The organism is Streptomyces sp. NBC_00236 (assembly GCF_036195045.1).
Taxonomy (GTDB): domain Bacteria; phylum Actinomycetota; class Actinomycetes; order Streptomycetales; family Streptomycetaceae; genus Streptomyces.
Genome location: NZ_CP108100.1, coordinates 7,038,647 through 7,058,857 on the forward strand (window position 1 = coordinate 7,038,647; position 20,211 = coordinate 7,058,857).

The 20,211-nt window shown below is 71.1% G+C and carries 13 protein-coding genes; 10 read left to right on the plus strand and 3 right to left on the minus strand.

Features of this window, described 5'->3' with window-relative positions:
• Nucleotides 1–26: 26 nt before the first annotated feature.
• Complete coding sequence (locus tag OG446_RS31390; protein WP_328897175.1) at nt 27–1,553, minus strand: FAD-dependent monooxygenase; 1,527 nt, start codon at nt 1,551–1,553, stop codon at nt 27–29.
• Between the two features lie 70 nt (nt 1,554–1,623).
• Nucleotides 1,624–2,316: a TetR/AcrR family transcriptional regulator gene (locus OG446_RS31395; protein ID WP_328897176.1), complete on the minus strand. Its 693-nt coding sequence runs from the start codon at nt 2,314–2,316 to the stop codon at nt 1,624–1,626.
• A 340-nt stretch (nt 2,317–2,656) separates the two neighbouring features.
• Here OG446_RS31395 and OG446_RS31400 point away from each other — a divergent pair, with 340 nt between their 5' ends.
• The 8 genes from OG446_RS31400 to OG446_RS31435 all read left to right on the plus strand — a co-directional run bounded on the left by OG446_RS31400 (nt 2,657) and on the right by OG446_RS31435 (nt 17,407).
• Nucleotides 2,657–6,706 (plus strand): molybdopterin-dependent oxidoreductase, encoded by a 4,050-nt coding sequence (locus OG446_RS31400; RefSeq protein WP_443050293.1) that lies wholly within the window; start codon nt 2,657–2,659, stop codon nt 6,704–6,706.
• 237 nt (nt 6,707–6,943) lie between these two features.
• A complete protein-coding gene (locus OG446_RS31405) occupies nt 6,944–7,615 on the plus strand; it encodes a ThuA domain-containing protein (protein WP_328897177.1) in 672 nt (223 codons plus the stop codon).
• A 151-nt stretch (nt 7,616–7,766) separates the two neighbouring features.
• Nucleotides 7,767–8,024, plus strand: coding sequence for a hypothetical protein (locus OG446_RS31410; protein ID WP_328897178.1), 258 nt, complete (start codon nt 7,767–7,769; stop codon nt 8,022–8,024).
• Nucleotides 8,025–8,089: 65 nt separating this feature from the next.
• On the plus strand, nt 8,090–9,115 hold the full coding sequence (locus OG446_RS31415) for an RNA polymerase subunit sigma-70 (RefSeq protein WP_328897179.1): 1,026 nt from the start codon (nt 8,090–8,092) through the stop codon (nt 9,113–9,115).
• Between the two features lie 203 nt (nt 9,116–9,318).
• Entirely contained in the window at nt 9,319–11,439 is a 2,121-nt protein-coding gene (locus OG446_RS31420; RefSeq protein ID WP_328897180.1) for a phosphocholine-specific phospholipase C, read from the plus strand.
• A gap of 127 nt (nt 11,440–11,566) precedes the next feature.
• Nucleotides 11,567–12,553: a hypothetical protein gene (locus tag OG446_RS31425; RefSeq protein WP_328897181.1), complete on the plus strand. Its 987-nt coding sequence runs from the start codon at nt 11,567–11,569 to the stop codon at nt 12,551–12,553.
• Between the two features lie 55 nt (nt 12,554–12,608).
• Nucleotides 12,609–14,456, plus strand: a complete 1,848-nt coding sequence (locus OG446_RS31430; protein WP_328897182.1) for an HSP90 family protein — start codon at nt 12,609–12,611, stop codon at nt 14,454–14,456.
• 2 nt (nt 14,457–14,458) lie between these two features.
• The gene (locus tag OG446_RS31435) at nt 14,459–17,407 is read left to right on the plus strand and encodes a hypothetical protein (protein ID WP_328897183.1); all 2,949 of its coding nucleotides are present in this window, start codon (nt 14,459–14,461) and stop codon (nt 17,405–17,407) included.
• A 179-nt stretch (nt 17,408–17,586) separates the two neighbouring features.
• Here OG446_RS31435 and OG446_RS31440 read toward each other — a convergent pair whose 3' ends face one another.
• Nucleotides 17,587–18,216 (minus strand): TetR/AcrR family transcriptional regulator, encoded by a 630-nt coding sequence (locus OG446_RS31440; protein ID WP_443050243.1) that lies wholly within the window; start codon nt 18,214–18,216, stop codon nt 17,587–17,589.
• A gap of 175 nt (nt 18,217–18,391) precedes the next feature.
• On the opposite strand from OG446_RS31440, the gene OG446_RS31445 reads away from it, so the two are divergent.
• Both OG446_RS31445 and OG446_RS31450 read left to right on the plus strand, forming a co-directional pair.
• Nucleotides 18,392–19,030 (plus strand): NADPH-dependent F420 reductase, encoded by a 639-nt coding sequence (locus OG446_RS31445; protein WP_328897185.1) that lies wholly within the window; start codon nt 18,392–18,394, stop codon nt 19,028–19,030.
• A gap of 349 nt (nt 19,031–19,379) precedes the next feature.
• Nucleotides 19,380–19,868 carry a cupin domain-containing protein gene (locus tag OG446_RS31450; RefSeq protein ID WP_328897186.1) on the plus strand — a complete coding sequence of 163 codons (489 nt, stop codon included), beginning with the start codon at nt 19,380–19,382 and terminating at the stop codon, nt 19,866–19,868.
• The last annotated feature ends 343 nt before the right edge of the window (nt 19,869–20,211 follow it).

Below are 20,211 nucleotides of genomic sequence, written 5' to 3' on the forward strand. Positions count from 1 at the left end.
GCAAGGTCCCAGGCCTCTCGTTCGGATCATGCCGGGCTGCCGAACCAGCGTGCGGCAGCCCGCTCGAACATGACGCGGTCGGGGGTGTGTTCACTGGCCCAGGCGACGACGCCGTCGGGGCGGACGAGCAGCGCCGAGAAACCTAGGCCGTCGCGCGGCGAGCCCGGCACGTACGCGACGCGGCCCTTCCGGTCCTGGGCCGCGGACCGCAGCGCGTGGTCGCTGCTGAAGTCGAGTACGACACCCTGGCCCCGCCGCAGCAGCTGCCCGAGGCTGGTGCCGTCCTCGTAGCGGAAGTCGGGAGCCGTGCAGCCGACGAGGGGGTGGTCGCTGCCCAGGTCGTAGCGGTTGTACAGCCCTGTCGTGTTCCGGTGTACGTGGGTCGTTCCGGACGGGGTGCTCATCAGGTCGTGGACGAGTTGCCGCAGGGCGGCGGCGTTGGGGCCCGGCTTCATGGTGGCCACTTGGGCGCGCGACCAGTCCAGCACCGACGCGCCGACGGGGTGGCGCTCGTTGGTGTACGTGTCGAGCAGGTCCTCGGAGGCGGTGCCGTGCACGGTGGCCGCGAGCTTCCAGCCGAGGTTCATGGCGTCGCCGATACCGAGGTTGAGTCCCTGGCCGCCCAGCGGGGAGTGGATGTGAGCGGCGTCGCCCGCCAGCAGCACACGCCCCGCGCGGTAGTCGGTCACCTGCATCGCGCGGTCGGTGAAGCTGGATGCCCGGTGCACACCGTTGAGGGCGACGTCCGTGCCGGTGATGCGGCGAAGTACGTCTTGCAGGTGCTCACGCGTCAGCGGCCGGGAGCGGTCGAAGTCGCCGCCGTCGAAGTCCATCATGCCCAGATGCCCCTCGAACGGGGTGCGCAGATACATGCCTTTCGCCGTCAGGTTGAAACCGAACGGCAGCTTCGCCGGATCGGGGTCGGCGAAGACGACCTGCGCGACGTAGCCGGTGAACAGCGGCTCGGTGCCGACGAAGTCGAAGCCGGCGAGCCGGCGGACCGTGCTGCGTCCGCCGTCGCATCCCACCAGCCAGCGTGCCGGGTACTCCTGCCCGCCCGCCGTGACGACGACGGACTCGTCGTCCTGCGCCACGGCCGTGACGGCAGCACCCCGGACGACCTGGACACCGACGGAGGCGGCGTGCTCGGCCAGGACGGTGCCGAGCGCTTCGAGGCTCGTCATGAAGCCCTCCATCGCCGGACCGGGCAACCGGAACGGAAGCGAGGTCACGTCGATGTCTCCCGCGTCGAGCCCCATCCCCGCGAAATGGCTCACCTCGCGGGGAGCCGGTGCCTCGACCGCGTCCGGGGCCGCGCCGACCTTCGTCGCGTCGGCACGCGAAGCACCGATCACCGCGTCGAGCAGCCCGCGACGGTGGAGCGTCTCGGCCGACCCGGCGTTGAGGCCCCGCAGTCCGAGAGGGAGCGCCTTCCAGGGTGAGCGGGGTGCCTCGTCCCGCTCCAGGACCAGGACGGAGCAGCCGGCCAGGGCAAGCTCGCCCGCCAGGAAAAGGCCGACCGGGCCGCCGCCCGCGATCACTACGTCGTGCATGAGAGATTCCCTTCCGAGCTGCACAGCTGTCGAACAGGCGGGGTGGGCTCACCCGAGCCGTATGTCCGGGTCAGCGCGGGCGAGTGAGGCCGTCGAGCACGATCGCGATACCGGTGAGGAATTGCTCGCGGTCGTCGTGCCCGCCGATCTGGCCGACGATGGCGTGCATGAACGGGTACCGCTGCGGGTCGAGCTCCTGCAACGCCGTCGCCGTCGCGTCGAAGAACGCTTCGCGGTCGGGCTCGGCGTCCGAGGCGTCCCCGTCGATGCGCGCGTTCTGGCTGACCGCCCCGAGGATGTAGTGCACGAGCGTCGAGGCGGCGTCGAACCAGGAGTCCCGTGGCACGCCCAGAGCGCTCACCTGCCGGCCGATCCTCTCGAAGATCCCCACGGTCACCGGGCCGACGGGATTTCGTACGACCTGGAGGATCAGACGCGTGGCGAGCCATGGATGCTCGGCGATCGAGTCGAACAGCGCCAGCGCGACGAGGCGGATCTCGTCCGCCGGTGCGCCCGCACCTCCGCCGGGCCCGGCCGTCAGAGCCGCGGTGATCACGGTCTCCGTCACCGTGTCCAGCAGTTCGTCGCGCGTACCCACCTGGTAGTAGATCGCTCCCGAGCCGGTCGCCAGGCGCTCGGTCAGCGCCCGGACGGTCAGGGCGCCCTCGCCGCCCGTGTCCAGCAGCTCGATCGCCGTAGCGATGATCTGCTCCCGGGAGAGCACCTGGTTACGCCGCTGAGGGCGCCCGTCTCGCGTTGCCATGCCTCCATGGTGACACGTTTGGAGCACTGTTCCAAATTGGTGCAGCGATCCAAATGGGTACCTGGGTATCTGTGGCACCTGGGCACATCCGGGCATACGCATGCGCACGTCTTCCCCGGCTGCCAGGTGATTTCCGCGCGATCTCACGACGCCGGTGCGGCGTGTGTGTGCCGGGCGTTACCGCCCATGATCGGCTGAGGTCACGCCTACGTAATGGGCGTTTCGTACCGTCAAGGCTTCGTTGAGAACAACAGGAAGGCCTTCGGTGCCCCCAAAGGATGAGTCGACGGCTGTCTCCCGGATACGGACGGTCTGCTCGTACTGCGGGGTGGGCTGCGGTCTGGTGCTCGACATCGCCTCCGATGCGGACGGCCGCCGCGCGGTTCTCAAGGCGTCGGGGGACAAGGCGCACCCGGCGAACTTCGGGCGGCTGTGCACGAAGGGCGCGACGACCGCCGACATGCTCGCCGCTCCCGGCAGACTGACCACCGCGCTGATGCGCCCCGACCGTGGCGCCGAGCCCACGGCGGCAACGGTGGACGAGGCGATCACCGGCACAGCCCGACGACTGCGGTCGATCATCGATGAGCACGGGGCCGACGCGGTCTCCTTCTACGTGTCCGGGCAGATGAGTCTGGAGGCGCAGTACCTGGCGAACAAACTGGCCAAGGGCTTCGTCCGGACCAACCAGATCGAGTCCAACTCCCGGTTGTGCATGGCGAGTGCGGGCAGCGGCTACAAACTCTCCCTCGGGGCCGACGGGCCACCGGGGTCGTACCAGGACTTCGAGAAGGCCGACGTCTTCCTCGTCATCGGCTCCAACATGGCCGACTGCCACCCGATCTTGTTCCTGCGCCTGATGGAACGGGTGAAGGCGGGGGCCAAGCTGATCGTCGTGGACCCGCGGCGCAACGCCACCGCCGACAAGGCCGACCTCTTCCTCCAGATCAGGCCCGGAACCGACCTCGCCCTCCTCAACGGCCTGCTGTACCTCCTCCACGAGAACGGACACACGGACGACGGATTCATCGCGGAACGGACCGAGGGCTGGGAGGCGATGCCGCAGTTCCTCGCGGACTACCCGCCCACCACGGTCGCGGACATCACCGGCATCCCCGAGGCGGACATCCGCCGGGCGGCGCGGTGGATCGGTGAAGCGGGGGAGTGGACGAGCTGCTGGACCATGGGCCTCAACCAGTCCACGCACGGCACCTGGAACACCAACGCGCTGATCAACCTGCATCTGGCCACCGGAGCGATCTGCCGCCCGGGCAGCGGCCCGTTCTCGCTCACCGGCCAGCCCAACGCCATGGGCGGGCGGGAGATGGGCTACATGGGCCCCGGCCTGCCCGGACAGCGATCCGTCCTGGTCGACGAGGACCGTGCTTTCGTCGAAGACCTCTGGGGGCTGCAGCCCGGCACCCTCCGCAAGGACGGGTCCGGCAAGGGAACCGTCGAGATGTTCCGGCGGATGGCGAACGGCGACATCAAAGCGTGCTGGATCATCTGTACGAATCCGGTGGCCTCCGTCGCCAACCGCCGGACGGTGATCGAGGCGCTGGAGACGGCCGAACTCGTCATCACCCAGGATGCGTTCGCCGACACCGAGACCAATGCCTACGCCGATGTCGTGCTGCCCGCGGCGCTGTGGAGCGAGAGCGAGGGCGTACTGATCAACAGCGAACGCAACCTGACTCTCGCCCGCCCGGCGGTGGACCCGCCGGGAGAGGCGCTCGCGGACTGGCGGATCATCGCACGAGTCGCCTGCGAGATGGGGTATGCCGAGGCCTTCTCCTACGGAAGCGCCGAGGAGATCTTCGAGGAGATCAAGGGCGCCGCGAATCCGAAGACCGGTTACGACCTGCGGGGTGTGACGTACGAGAGGCTGCGCACCACGTCCGTTCAGTGGCCCGCGCCCTCGCTCGAAGGTCCCGACCGCAACCCGATCCGCTATCTGGCCGAGGACGGCGGTCCGGTCTTCCCGACGCCGAGCGGACGGGCCGTCTTCTTCGCCCGCCCGCACGTGCCGGCCGCGGAGATGCCGGACGACGACTATCCGTTCGTTCTCAACACCGGGCGTCTGCAGCATCAATGGCACACCCTCACCAAGACCGGGAAGGTCGCCAAGCTCAACAAGCTGAACCCTGCCCCCTTCGTCGAGCTGCATCCGGAGGACGCCGGCCGGCTCGGCATCGCGGACGGCGACACGGTCGAGGTCGCGTCCCGGCGCGGCCGCGCCGTGCTGCCGGCCGTGGTGACGGACCGGGTCCGGCCGGGGTGCTGCTTCGCGCCGTTCCACTGGAACGACCTGTTCGGGGAGTATCTGAGCGTCAACGCGGTGACCAGCGACGCTGTCGACCCGATCTCCTTTCAGCCCGAGTTCAAGATGTGTGCGGTGACGCTCACGAAGGTCGCCGCCGCAGCAGAGGCTGCCCCGCCACCCGCTGCTTCCTCCGCCGTGGGGCTGCTCGACGTCGTACCGAGCACGACCCCGCCGGGTGCGGCTGCCGTGTTCGGGCTGGACAGCACGCCGCCCGTCCTCGGGCAGCAGGAGCGCCAGTACCTGGTGGGGTTCCTCGCCGGACTTCAGCCGGGCCTGCCCGGCGTTCCGGTTCTTCCGGCCGGTGCGCCGTTCAGCGCGGAGCACGCACGATGGGTGAACGGTGTCCTCGCCGGCATGTACTCGCGGGCGCCGCAGGCTGCGGAGGTGCCGATGGCGCAGACTCCCGCCCAAGGCCGTGACGTGGTCGTGCTGTGGGCTTCGCAGACCGGGAACGCCGAGGAGTTCGCAGCCGAGGCCGCCGACCGGCTCACCGAGGTCGGACACCGGGCCCGGCTCGTAGGGATGGACACGGCGGATCCTCGCACCCTCCCGCACGCGGCCGACCTCCTGCTGATCACCAGCACTTTCGGGGACGGGGACGCGCCCGACAACGGCTCGGGCTTCTGGGAGGCGCTGACCGCCGCCGATGTCCCGTCCCTGGACGGCAGGCGGTACGCGGTGCTGGCCTTCGGCGACTCCTCGTACGACGACTTCTGCGGACATGGCCGGCGTCTCGACCAGCGCCTGGACGAACTGGGGGCGGCACGCCTGGCCCCGCGCACCGACTGCGAGCCCGACTACGAGTCCTCCGCCCGGACCTGGCTGGACCGCGTCCTCGCCGGTCTTGCCGCAGAGGCCTTCCCGGCCCCGTCATCGACGGCCCCGGTTTCCGCCCCCGCCCCCACGTCCACTCCCGCCGCACGAGCCGCCACGCCGGTTCGCGGCACGAAGGCGTCACCCGCCACGGCCCGGCTGGTCGGCAACCGCCTGCTCAGCCTCCCCGGCGCGGCCAAGGAGGTCCGTCGCTTCACCTTCGACACCCGGGACGCCGGCATCCCTCTCGCCTACGAGGCCGGGGACGCTCTCGGCGTACGTCCTCTCAACAGCCCTGATCTGGTGGCCGAATGGCTGGCTGTGACCGGTCTCGACCCTGCCGCGGGTGTCACTTTCGCCGATGGCGGGGAGATCCGGCTCTCGGAGGCCCTCCACCGGCACCTGGACATCACCCGCCTCACTCCGGCCCTGCTGGGCTTCGTCACCGAGCGCACCGGCGACCGCGCACTGAAGAAGATGCTGCGGCCCGACAACAAGGGCGAACTCGCCCGCTGGTCCTGGGGCCGCCAAGCCGTCGACGTACTCGCCGAGTACCCGGTCCGGGCCGCACCGCAGGAGTGGGCCGGCGTCCTCACGCGCCTGCAGCCCCGCCTCTACTCGATATCGTCCAGCCCGCTCACCGACCCCCACCAGGTGTCCCTGACCGTCTCCGTCGTCCGGTACGAGAACCTGCACGGCCGCCCCCGCACCGGTGTGTGTTCGCCCTTCCTGGCAGAAGCCGCCCTGGGCGACCCGGTGTCGGTCTTCGTGCAGCGCGCCCCGCACTTCCGGCCGCCCGCCGACGCCGGCGCTCCGGCGGTGATGGTCGGCCCGGGGACCGGGGTGGCTCCGTTCATCGGCTTCCTGGAACAACGTCGCGCCCAGCGCCATACCGGCCCCAACTGGCTCTTCTTCGGTGAACAGCGCCGCGCCACCGACTTCTACTACGAGGACGAGCTGACCGCCTTCCTCGCCGATGGCACCCTCACCCGCCTGGACACCGCCTTCTCACGCGATCAGCGCTCCAAGGTCTACGTACAGGACCGGATGCGTGAGCACGGGGCCAAACTGTGGTCCTGGCTCCGGGACGGCGCCCACTTCTACGTCTGCGGCGACGCCGCGCGGATGGCCAAGGACGTCGACCGGGCACTGCGCGACATCGCGGTCGCCCACGGGGGCCTCGATCCCGACACCGCCGCCGTGTACGTCAAACAACTCGCCGCCGACAAGCGTTATGTCCGGGACGTCTACTGACCGCGCGGCAGCACGCCCAGGAGCGCCGAATGGAAGGCGACCCGCAGAGCGGCCGGCTCGCACGCTGCGGAGTTGAAGCCGTCGGCCGCGCCGCGTTGTTGACCCGAGCCGTATGCCGCGACCCGTGCGGCCCGGACGGCACCGGCCTGCGCCGCATCCGGGTGGCTGCCGTGCCGCCCGACCCGCGACAATAGCGATCACCGCACCATGCCGCGCGGCAGAACCCGGAGTGCCCATATGCCCCAGACCGGCCGCCTGTCGGACGTTCTCGTCTTCACCCGCACCACGGCCTACCGTCACGAATCGATCCCGGCCGGGCAAGCGGCTCTGCGTGAGCTGGGGGAGGAGCACGGCTTCACCGTGGAGACCTCCGAGGACCCCGCGGTCTTCACCGATGCCTCGCTGGCCGGGCGCAGTGCAGTGGTCTTCCTGTCCACCAGCGGCGACGTGCTCGCCCCGGACGGGCGGCTGGCGCTGCGCCGGTGGACCTCGGGCGGTGGCGGCTTCATGGGAATCCATGCCGCCGCGTGCACCGAGTACGACTGGCCGTACTACGGGGAGTTGCTCGGAGCACGCTTCGCCGGCCACCCGGATTTCCAGTCCGGCACCGTGCTGGTGGAGGACCGGAGCCATCCGGCCATGCGCCATCTGCCGCCACGGTGGGACTGGAACGACGAGTGGTACGACTTCCGGAGCAACCCGCGGCGCCCCGGCGTGCAGGTCCTCGTCACCATCGACGAAGCCGGCTACGAGGGAGGCGCCATGGGCGCCGATCACCCCCTCGTGTGGTGCAGGGAGTCCGGCGCCGGCCGTTCGTTCTACACGTCGCTGGGTCACGCGGACGAGGCCTACACCGATCCGGACTTCCGAGGTCATCTCCTGGGCGGCCTGCGCTGGGCTGCGGGCTGATCCCTCGTCCTGGCCCACGGGGCACAGCCTCGCGGATCCCTGGCGAGTCCGCCGGTGCGACGTCGTCGTCCGGGATCAGGCCCGAGGGTCCGGAGCCGGCGGGGGAGCCGCAGGGGGATCGGCGTGGCGGGTCCTGCGCCTCCGTACGCCGATGGAACACGCTGACGGCGATGCCGGCCCCATCGGCGCGGCGCTTCAGGCGCTCCGGCATGCCCGCGGACGAGTCCACACCGTCGACATCCAGGCACGTCGACGCAGTTCGAGCCAGGTTCACGTCTCCGCGGCCCAGATCCGGAGCGGGAGCGCCGAACTGCTGGACGACGTGCACCGGGTCCTGGTTCGGTCAGCGGACCGCTTCGAGCCGATCCGGCAGGTTCACCGGATGAGCCATGGCGGTCAGCCCCAGTGATGAGTTTTCGCGCCCGCCCCCGTCATATCCACAAACAGGGCACGACGAGGCGGAAGGATGCCGCGATGGCGGTCACGCGACCGGAGGAGCTGGGCATGAACGATCTGGGCGAGAACGAGCCGGCCGTGAGCGGGCTGGGCGAGGTCGACGAGCGGGGGTTCTCGGGGCTGACGGAACGGCACCGGCGGGAGCTGCATGTGCACTGCTACCGGATGCTCGGATCGTTCGAGGACGCCGAGGACACCGTGCAGGAGACGTTCCTGCGTGCCTGGCGGCGGCGGGAGACCTTCCAGGGCCGGTCCACCCTGCGGGCCTGGCTGTACAAGATCGCCACCAACGCCTGCCTGGACCTGCTCGCCAAGTGCCGCCCGGAGCCGGCCGTCGATGGTGAGGTGCTGTGGCTTCAGCCCTACCCGGACCGGCTGCTCGACGAGCTGTCGGCGGGCGACGGGGACGAGCCGGAGGCGGTCGCCGTCGCCCGGGAGACCATCGAGCTGGCCTACCTGGTCGCCGTCCAGCATCTCGCGCCGCGCCCGCGGGCCGTGCTGATCCTGCGGGATGTGATCGGCTGGCGGGCGAAGGACGTCGCGGAGCTCCTCGGAGACTCCGTGAACTCCGTGAACAGCGCGCTGCAGCGGGCCCGGGCCGGCATGCGGGAGCACCTGCCCGCCGAGCGGCAGGACTGGGCCGGTGGCGAGGACGACGCCCGGACGCGCGAGCTGGTACGCCGTTTCACCGACGCCGCCGTGGCCACGGACGTCGAGGCGCTCGTCACGATGCTGCGGGACGACGTCCGCTGCTCGATGCCGCCCACCCCGGGCCTGTACATCGGCCGCGACACGGTCGCGAACTACTGGTCCGAAAGCGGCTTTGAGGGCATGAAGGGCCTGCGTGCCGTATCCACCTCCGTGAACCGGCAGCCCGCCATCGGCTTCTACCTCTGGCAGGAGCAGAAAGGTGCGTACCTGCCGCTGACGATCGACGTCCTGCGGATCGCCGGCGGGGCGATCACCGAAATCACCACGTTCCACGACGACCGGTTCCCGCGGATCGGGCTGCCGGAGCGCCTGCCGGCGGAGGGCACGGAATAGTGCCCGTGCGGACGCTCGCGCTCCGAGCGGCGCGGTCCGGCGGCGCGGGTCCGGCGGCGCGGGTCCGCGGGGATGGGTGCTGGGCGGCCGGGCTTTCCCTCACGAACCGTTGGAGGTTCACCGTGAAGCCGGACGAAATCCTTCCCCGCGCCACCCGGCTTGATTAGCTTCCCGGCTGTACGACAGGACTCGGGAGGCTCAACTTGACCACGGACATTTCACGGCGACGGCTCTTCGCACTCGGCGGCGGTGCGCTCGGCGCGGCGGCGGCGGGGTCGCTGCTGCCGCCTTCGCTGCAGGCCGCGATGGCCGCGCAGCCGGCACACGCGGCGGGGGCCGGAGGCCGTGACGGGCTCGGAGCCATCAAGCACGTGGTGATCCTGATGCAGGAGAACCGTTCCTTCGACCACTACTTCGGGACGCTCCGGGGCGTACGCGGCTTCGGTGACCGCAACGCCGTCGAGCTGCCCACGGGCAAGCCGGTCTTCGAGCAGCCCGCACCGCTGGGGACCACCGTGCTGCCGTTCCCGGTGCGCGGCGCCGCCGAGACGCAGAAGAAGGACCTCCAGTACATCGGTGCGCTCGACCACTCCTGGAGCGGCGGCGGCAAGGCGTGGGCCGGCGGGTGGATGAACGGCTGGGTGTCCGCGAAGACGGCCGCCACCATGGCGTACTACGACCGCCGTGACATCCCGCTGCACTACGAGCTGGCCGACACGTTCACGGTCTGCGACGCCTACCACTCCTCCATCCACTCCTCGACCAGCCCCAACCGCAACCACCTGTGGAGCGGGAAGACGGGTAACGAGCCGAACGGCAAGCGGGCCGTCGGCAACGACGCGTACGACGAGGGCGCCCACCCCGGATACGACTGGGGCACCTACGCGGAGCGGCTGGAGAAGGCCGGGCGCAGCTGGCGCACGTACACCGAGTGGGAGAACTTCACCGACAACCAGATCGAGTTCTTCGCCACCTTCAAGGCGGTGGCCCGCAAGGCGCTGGCGAAGACCGGCGGCCATACCTTCATGGAGTCGTTCTACGCCGCGGTGCGGGATGCCGACGCCACGGAGCGGGAGCGGCTGTTCGGCCTGCTGGAGGAAGGTGTCGCGACCCTCGACAAGACCGAACGCAGCCTGTTCGAGCGGGCGTTGCGCAGGGTGGAGACCGGGACGCTGGCCGACGAGTTCGCCAGGGACGTCGCGGCGGGCACCCTGCCGGAGGTCTCCTACCTGGTGCCTTCCGCCGTCGACTCCGAGCACCCGAGCGTCTCCTCGCCGATCCACAGCGCGACCATCGTCTACAAGGTCCTGGACGCGCTGGGCAAGCATCCCGACGTGTGGCGGCACACCGCCGTCCTCATCAACTACGACGAGAACGACGGCTTCTTCGACCACGTGCCGCCGCCGGTGGCCTCGCCCGAGGTGACCGAGGAGCAGTGGGAGGGCAAGCCCACCGGTCTCGGCATACGCGTGCCGATGCTCGTCGTGTCGCCATGGACCGTCGGCGGCTACGTCTGCTCCGAGGTCTTCGACCACACCTCCGTGATCCGCTTCCTGGAGCGCTGGACCGGGGTGGAGGAACCGAACATCGGCGACTGGCGTCGCACCGTCACCGGCGACCTGACCTCCGCCTTCGACTTCTCGCGGGCACGTCGCCGACCCGAGGTGGAGCAGCCGGGCGCCATACCGCCGTTCAGCGGCCGCTGGTCGCCGAGGCCGCCGCTCGTGCAGCACATGCCCGTGCAGGAGCCGGGCACGCGTCCGGCCCGTGCGCTGCCGTACCAGCCGGACGCGCAGGCGAAGGTGGTGGACGGCGCGGTGCGGGTGACCCTCAGCAACACGGGGCGCTCGTCGGCGCACTTCGCGCTGTATCCGTACGCGGGCGAGTTCCCCGTACCGCAGCACCGGGACGTGAAGGGCACGGCGCAGTGGACGGTGCCCGTCACCGGCGCGGCGTACCGGTTCACGGTGACGGGGCCGAACGGCTTCCGCCGCGAGTTCGCCGGGTCCACGAAGGACGGTGCCCCGGCCGAGGTCGCGTCGCGGGTCGACGCCCGTGAGCGCGATCTGCATCTCACGCTGCGGAACACGGGACGGACGACGCTCACCTTCGACGTGCGGCCGCGGGGATACGTCGACGAGGCGGACCTGCGCGACTGGACCAGGACCGTCAAGGTCAAGCCGGGGCGCAGCCGCACCGTGGTGCACTCGGCGGCCGACGCACACGGCTGGTACGACCTGGACGTCACCGTCGACGGGGACGACGCCTTCCGGCGCCGGCTGATGGGGCACATCGAGAACGGCCGGGCGAGCGTCTCGGGCTGACCCGGCCCGGGCGGTGGCAACCCTGCACCGGATTCATGGAGCAACCGTGAATACCCTGTGGAAGTGATGGTGGGGCGTCCCCTTATGCTGCACCCGACGATCACGCGGGACCAGGGGAGGGCGCGGCATGTTCGGCAAGCTTTTCGGCAGGGGCGGCGAGAGACCGGAGGCGGATCCGCACGCCCTTCCCGTGCCGCGCAGACAGCGGAACGGCGTGTACACGCTGCGCGCGCTCGGGGACGCGCGGGTGCTCGCGCTGGTCGATGCGGCCCGTGCGGGGGACTGGGAAGCGGTCAAGGCGGCTCTGGGGCCGTTCGATCTCGGCAGCGATCACCAAGTGCTGGGCGAGCTCGCCGACTTGGACGGTGTGCAGAACTGGATCGGCCGGGCCGTGGAGCAGGACGAGGAGCACCGGGCGACCGCACTGCTGATATCGGGGACGCGCCACGTCAGCTGGGGCTGGGAAGCGCGCACCAGCGCGCGGGCCGTCAACGTCACTCAGGAGCAGTGGCGGGTCTTCCACGAGCGTCTCCACATCGCCGAGGAGCAGCTGTTCCGGGCGGCGGAGCTGCGGCCGGACTGGGTCACGCCATGGCGCCGACTGCTCACTTCCGGCCGTGGCATGTCGCTGGGCACGGTCATCAACGAGACCCGGCTCGAAGCCGCCCTGCGCCGGGCCCCGCTGGACCTGGAGACCCACATCGAATGGATCTCGCAGCTGCAGCCCCGCTGGGGCGGCGAACCGGGCGAGGCCATGGCGTTCGCCCGCGACGCGGTCGCCCAGGCTCCGCACGGTGACCGGATCGGCTGCGCGATCGCCCTGGCCCACATAGAGGACTGGGTCGAGTCGGACGACACGTCCTGTCTGCGGACCTCCGCGATCCAGGCCGAGTTGCGCGACGCGGCCGACCGCAGCATCCTCCACCCCGCCTACGCCCGCCGTCCGGGATGGCAGCACGACTTCAACGTGTTCGCGATGGCGCTGTCGCTCGCCGGTGAACGCCACACGGTCGGGCGCGTCTTCCAGGCGCTCGACGGTGCCTACACCGAATGGCCCTGGGCCTACTTCGAGGAACCCGAGAAGCAGTTCGCCCGTCACCACCGCCGCGCCTGAGCGCCGGCCCCGGCCCGCCTCCGTTCCTGCCGCTTCTCCCACACCGGACTGCCCGATGACTCTGCCCGACACCGCCTCGAACCCGGCCGACGCCGACCGCACCTTTCAGGTGGATCTGCGCGGCCTCGTCGATCTCCTCTCCCACCACCTCTACTCCAGCCCTCGCGTCTACCTCCGCGAACTGCTGCAGAACGCGGTGGACGCGCTCACAGCCCGGCACGGACTGGAACCGGGCGCCCCCGCCGATGCCTTCGGAATCCGTCTGTACGCCGACGGTGCCGTCGTACGAGTCGAGGACGACGGCGTCGGTCTCACCGAGGCCGACGTGCACACCTTCCTCGCCACGATCGGCCGGAGCAGCAAGCGCGCCGACCGGATCGCGGAGCAACGCGGCGACTTCATCGGCCAGTTCGGGATCGGCCTGCTCTCCTGCTTCCTGGTCGCCGACGAGATCCTGGTCGTCAGCCGCTCCGCCCGCACCCCCGACGCACCCGTGGTGGAGTGGCGGGGGCGCGGCGACGGCAGCTACAGCGTCCGTGCCCTGCCGGCCTCCGCCCGCCCGCGCCCCGGAACCACCGTCACTCTGACACCGCGCACCGACGCCGGCGAATGGACCCGTCCGGGGCAGGTGCACTCCCTGGCCCGGCACTTCGGCTCCCTGCTGCGCCACCCGGTGACCTTCGACGACGGCTCCGGCGGCCCGGGCGCCCGGGTCAACCCCGAGCCCGCGCCCTGGCAGGGCACGTACCCCACGCCGGGCGCCCGCTCCCGCGCGCTGGCCGCCTACGGCGAGGAGGTCTTCGGGTTCAAGCCGCTGGACACCATTGATCTGGACCTCCCGGCCGTGGGGCTCAAGGGCATCGCGTGCGTGCTGCCCGAGGCGGTGCCGACCGGGCGCCGCCACGGGCACCGTGTGCACGTCAAGGGCATGCTGCTGTCGGAGCAGGCCGAGGAGATCCTGCCCGAGTGGGCGTTCTTCGTCCGCTGCGTCGTCGACGCCGAGAGCCTGCGCCCGACCGCTTCCCGGGAGGCCCTGTACGAGGACGACACCCTCGCCGCCGTCCGCGACGCCCTGGCCGAGCGGCTCCGCGCGTGGATCGCGCGTGCGGCCGCCAGCGATCCCGACCTGCTCGCCCGCTTCCTCCAGGCCCACCACCTGGCCGTGAAGTCGCTCGCGGTGCACGACGACGAGATCCTGCGGATGCTGCTTCCCTGGCTGCCGTTCGAGACGACGGACGGGTCCACCAGCCTCGACGAGTTCGCGCGCACCCACCGCAGCGTCCTCGTCACGTCGAGCGTGGAGGAGTTCCGGCAGGTCGCCGCGATCGCTTCGGCCGCCGGGCTCGGGGTCGTCAACGGCGGCTACACCTACGACCGCGAACTGGTCCACCGGCTCCCTGAGATCAGGCCCGAGGTCAGCGTCGCCGACCTCGACCCGGCGACCCTCACCGCACACCTCGACCCCGTCGAGCGCGAGACGGAACTGGCCGCCGCCGCCTACCTCGCCCGGGCCCGTGACGCACTCGCCGTCTTCGACTGCGACGTCGCGCTGCGCACCTTCCATCCCGCCTCCGCCCCCGCCCTCCTCATCGACAGCCGTGAGGCGCGGCACGAGCGCACCCGCTCCCAGCTCGCCCGTGAGCAGGACGGCGGCCTGTGGGGCGACATCCTCGGCGCGCTGCGCCAGGAGGCCCCGCGCGCCCAGCTGATCCTCAACCAGCTGAACCCGCTCGTCCGGACCGCCCTTGCCATCGACGAACCCGAACTGGCCCGCACCAGCGCCGAAGCCCTCTACGGGCAGGCCGCGCTGTTGTCCCGGCGCCCGCTCAGGCCCGCCGAATCGAGCCTGATCAACCGCTCCTTCCTCGACCTCCTCGCCCACGCCCTCCGCAAGGACAGCTGACGATGCCGACCGCGCCCCAGAACACCGACGAGCTGTACCAGGCACTCCAGGAGAACCAGCGGCGCCCCTACGGCCGCACCCGCACCGTCACCGCCGAGGAACTGGTCGACGCCGCCGAGCGGTTCGAGGAGCCCGTCGCTCTGGTCCGTACCCTCCTCGAACTCCAGGAGGCGTACGCGTACGGCTCCGAGCCCCGCAAGTCCCCCGTCGTCTTCGCCCGTCTGCTGACCCTCTTCGACGAGCAGCCCGACGTCTTCGACGAGCGGCTGCGGCACCTGCTGTTCTGGCGGTTCAAGTGGGTCGCGGGCGCCCTGCGGGCACTGCCCGAGATGCCGCTGGCCAGCCTGCGCCAGTGGCTCAAGGAGATGAAGGACCGGTACGAGAAGGCCGGTCTCGGCCTCCAGCCCTACTACGGGCAGGTGTACCAGCTCGCCTCGCACACGGGTGAGGACACCGCCGTCGCCTACGAGCTGTGGGCGGGCCGCACCCGTACCGCGTTGAGCGACTGCGAGGCCTGCGAGATCTGCGAACGCGCCCTGTACCACCTGGCGGCAGGCGACGACGAGCGCGCGCTGCGCGCCTGGGAACCCGTCCTGGCCGGCCAGGAGTCCTGCCAGGAGGAGCCGGCCCGCTCCCTCTCGTACGCGCTGCTGCCCCTGCTGCGCACCGGCGACGCCGACCGGGCCCGCGAACTGCACCTCTCCGGCTACCGGGGCTGCCGCCGCAACGCCTCGATGGCCGGGGAGGTCGGCCGGCACCTGGAGTTCTGCGCGCTCACCGGCAACGAGGCACGCGGCCTGGAACTGCTGGCCGAGAACCGGAACCTGTTCGACGAGGTGGACTCGCCGCTGGACCTGTTCGACTTCCTCACCGGCGTGGACGTTCTCCTGCGGCGCGTCGAGTCACTTGGCCACGGCGAGCTGCCCGCGGCCGGATACGCGGGCCGCAGCTGGACGGTCAGCGGTCTGGGCGCGGAGGTGCGCGGGCGCGCCGACGACCTCGCCGCCCGCTTCGACGCCCGAAACGGAACCACGGCCCTCACCGACCGCCGCAAGGCCCGCCTCGACCGTGCCCCGCTGCTGGACGGCCTCGAACTGACCCTGCGCACCCGCACCCTCGACGAGGTGGACCCCGCCGACCCGGTCGCCGCGCCCGCCACCCGCAAGAGCGCCGACCTCCCCGAGGAGCTGCCCGCACTCATCCTGCGGGCCAGGGAACTCGACGAGGAGGGGCACCCCGACGCACAGCTCTGCTGGGCGCGGCTGCGGAGGCTCGTCGCCGCCCGCGGCTACACCCACCCCGACGACCCGGCCGTGGGCCCGCTCGTACGGCTGCGCGCGGACCTGCTCGACGACGAGGCGGGCCGGGCCGGTGACCGGGACGACTTCGCCGAAGCCGCCGACCTGTACGAGGAGGCCGCGGGCCTGTACGAGGACGGCGGAGCACCGGGTGACGCGGCGCTCGCCCGCGCCTGTGCCGCGCTCGCCACCGCCGAAATCCCCAAGGAACGCAACGGCGATGGTGACGGCGACGCCGGGGACGAGGCCGCTGCCGCCCTGACCGCCGCCCACGCGGCCATGGTCCGGCTGCACGAGGAGACGCCCGGTCTCGTCCCGTTTCAGGAGGCCCGGCTGCTGCGGCTGCGCGCCACCGCGCTGGGGCTGCGCCTCCAGGCATCGGTGAGCGACGAGCACGTCGCGGCGACGTTCGCCGAGGTGGAGCTGCTGCACGCGTATGCCGAACGGCACGACATCGGCGGGCAGGTGTCCGGCGCCGCGCTGCTGCGGGCCGGCACCCACGCCATCTCCGGCGACCTGGCGACCGCGGGCACCGAGCTCGACGCCCTCGTCGTCCGGCTGAGGGAGCACGGCCCCGCCTGGCATCTGCCCCGCGCACTCGGACTGCGTGGCCGCATCAACCTCGGCCGCCAGGACGCGCAGGCGGCGTACGCCGATCTGGCCGAGGGGGTGCGACTGGCCGGCGAATGGACGGCGATGGCTGCCGAGAACGGCCGGCTGTACGGTGATCTGGCCCAGGCCTGTATGCACCTGGGACGCCCCGACGAGGCCCTGCGGCACCTGACCCGGTCGGCGGAAGTGGATCTTCGTCGCGGCAGCAGGACCGACGCGTTCTGCACCTTCAGCAACGCGGCGCGGCTCAGCCTCGACCTGGGCCGCATCGAGGACTGCATCGCCCTGCTCGACTCCCTGCTGACCGATCCCGGCGTCGCCGCCGGGGAGCTGGACGACCGGCTGGTGGCGCAGCTGCGCCTGACCCGTGCCCGTGCGCTGCACGCGGGGGAGGACCTGAAGGCCGCCACGGCGGAGTTCGTCGCGCTGGCCGCAGAGTCGGCCGGCTGGGAGGACGACCCGGGCAGCCACGCCATGATCGCCGCGGAAACGGCCGTACTCCTCGGCGAGTCCGGTGAGTTCGACCGGGCCCGCGAGGTCATGGACCAGGCGCTCGCCGCCCACGCGCAGGCCCCGCGCTACGAGCAGCTCAGCAACTCCCTGCGCGAACTCGCCCGCCTCCAGGCCGAGCAGGAGGGCTCCGACGGCCTGGCCTCCGCCCTCGACCACCTCGCGCGGGCGGGCAGGATCGCCGAGGAGGCGCGAGCCGCTGCGTTCGAGGCGGAAGGCCGTACCCTCGAGACCGCCCTGGCCTACGAACACGGGCGGGTCAACGCCTATGCCGGTGAGTACGAGACCGCACTGGCCGCACTGGAGAAGGCTCTCGGTCTGCTCGGTGAGCCGGATGCCGATCAGGACCGCGCCGGTGAGTGGGCCGAGTGCACGCGCCTCGCGGGTGCGGTGGAGGGCATCTACCTGGGGCGCATCGCTCCCGCACTCATCCGGCTCGACGCGGCGGTCTCCCGGCTGAACGCCCTCGGGCACACCGAGGAGGCCAAGCCGCTGGCCTCGCTGGCGGCCCGGCTGCACGACCAGGCCTGAGACGCGGGACCCCGGGAACGGGCCGCCGTGCGCCAGGTGCGCGGCGGCCCACCGCGCTCGGCTCGTTCCCTGTCCTCCGGCCTCGTGCCGAGGGCTGAGCAGGCAGCCGCGTGACCATTGGTCTGTGACGGCCCATCACGCGCTGACCGGCAAGATGCACAGAGCCTCGGTCTTCGCCGTCACCCGAATTTCAGAACGCGTTCGACGAGTGATTGCCAGCTGTCGGCGAGCGCGGCTTCTTGGCGTGCCGACTCCGGGTCGGTGTCCTCCGCGGGCGCCAGGTACATCACGAAGGGGCCCTCAAGGGCTGCGGCGAGCTGCATGGCCAGGCTGTCGATATCGGCGGTGTCCAGGAGGCCTTCGCGCCGGGCTTGCCCGAGGAGCATCCGGATGTGGGTGGTCGACATCCCTCCGGCGGCGACGGCCACCTTCTGGTTGCGATCGAGTGCGGCGCGCTCGATCGCATGGTGCTCGAGCAGGAATCCGGTGCGCGCGCGGCCGTAGGCGACCAGCCGGGCGGTCACGTCGGCTCCGGGACCCAGTGGCGGCGGCCCGTAGAGCACCCGCTGCTGGAATGTGCGGTCGGCGTCGTCGAGCAACGCGGCGAAGATGCCCGCCCGGCTGCCGAAACGCCGAAAGACGGTTCCCTTGCCCAGTTGGGCCCGCTCGGCCAGTGCGTCCATGGTGACCCGCCTCGCACCGCTCTCGGAGATCATCTCGCGGGCGACGTTGAGCAGGTGTTCGCGATTGCGCGCGGCGTCGGCACGCTCGGCGGGAGGGGGCCCGATGGGCAGCAGGGGAGTGTCCACGGCCATACGGTAGCCGAGGGAATAGAAGCGGGGTAAAGTCCGGTTACGGTGATGCGGGCCGCTGAGCCCGCATCACAACCCCCGCCGCCCACATGTGTGCGGCGAACTGGACCGGGCGCGCCTGACCAGGCCGGCGAGGGAGTCCGAAAGATCGAGAAGGAAGAGAGCGCACACCATGAGCAGGATCAGCATCATCGGGACGGGGAACATGGCCCGCGCCCTGGGCAGCCGTGCAGTCGCCGGCGGCAACGCGGTCGAGGTCATCGGCCGCGATGCTTCCAAGGCCGAAGCTCTGGCCAGGACGATCGGCGGCGCCACGGCGGGGACGATCGGTGCGGCCCCGGCCGGCGACATTGTCATCCTCGCCGTGCCCTACGCCCACGCCGTCCCGCTCGTGCGCCGGTTCGGCGACGCGCTGTCGGGCAAGGTGATCGTCGACATCACCAACCCGTTCAATCACGACCTCACGGGACTGGTTACGCCGGAGGGCGGTTCCGCGGCGCAGGAGATCGCCAAGTCCGCTCCCGCGGGAGCGCACGTCGTCAAGGCGTTCAACACCGTCTTCGGCCACGTGCTGGCCGCCTGCACGCCCGAGGACCCCCGGCCGCTGGACGTGTTCATCGCCGGCGACGACGCCGGGGCCAAGGCGCGCGTGTCCTCGTTCGTCGAGAGCCTCACGCTGCGCCCGCTCGACGTCGGCGACCTGACGAGCGCTCGGTGGCTCGAAGGGACGAGCGTGCTGTTGATGTGCGCCATGTCCGGCAAAGCCGTCCGCAGCAGCAGCTTCTCCATCGGCCTCACCGTCCGCGACTGACCCTCCGCACCTCGTCCATCCGTACTGAAGACGCCGGACGACGCGAGGAGCCCATCGAACCGCTGAAGGAGTTCGCCGTCTCCACGCGCGCCGCGCCAGGGGCGCTCACCACTCGAATCACAAGCCTGTCGAGGACCGGTGCGCACCACGGCCGGACTGATCCGGGCACCTGAAAGTCTCGGCGGTCGGGCCCATCCGCAAGTCCGGAGCGCATGCCCGCGCAGCGGACAGCTGGATGGAACACATCGGCAGCCGTTCATCCAGAAAACCACCTCGCGGAGACGGCATGCACGGGAAACGGTCCGTCCGTGTCGTACGTGAGGTCCGCTTCCGTTCAGAAGGGAACCTCGTGAGCTACCTGCCAAATGGGGCGATCGTCCTCCCGGCCGGCGAGGGCCTGCCGATCCCCGGCGACGGCCTGCTGATCCCCGACTTGCTCGGCAAGGTCACCGCCGACCAGGGCTCAGGCTCCATCGCCGTGATGGAGGGGACGGCGGAGCCCGGATTCGGGCCCCCTCTTCATATCCATCACAGCAGCGAGGAGCTCTTCTATGTCCTCCAGGGCCAGATGGACTTCCAGATCGGCGGCCAGCGGGTGAGTGCCACGCCAGGCACGCTCGTCATGGTGCCGCGCGGAACGGCCCACGCGCCCCGGGTGGTCGGACGCGAGCGGGCCAGGTTCCTGGTCATGTTCGCGCCCGCCGGCCCGGACGGGCTGTTCTACGAGATCGCCGCACTCGCTCAGGAAAACGGCGGAGTCATCAATGACGATGACGTGCGCATCGAGGTGCTTGCGGTCAAGTACGACACCGAGCATGTCGGACCTCCGTTGCAGTAGATCAACGAGAGCACCCCACCCACAGAATCAACGAGCTCGGGACGTCGGGTCCTGTGGCGTGATCGTTCGTTGAGCTGTGCATGGCGGCTCAGACCGAGCGGGTTGGTGCCGGACGAGTCGTGGGTGTTGTTCCGGCGGTGGTGCCGCCCAGGGACATGAAACGTCCACAGGACGGAGGCCGCGGTAGGGCCGGTGGCGGTGAGGTTCTGGCGGCGGGTCGTCTTCGTGGCCACCTCGGACCGTACGTGGTGGCAGCTCCCACCAGCGTCCGGCCCGGCCTGGCGGACGGTCTACCGGCGGCTCGCCCTGCGGAGCGCGGAGCGGGCCCGGGCCCGTCTCGACG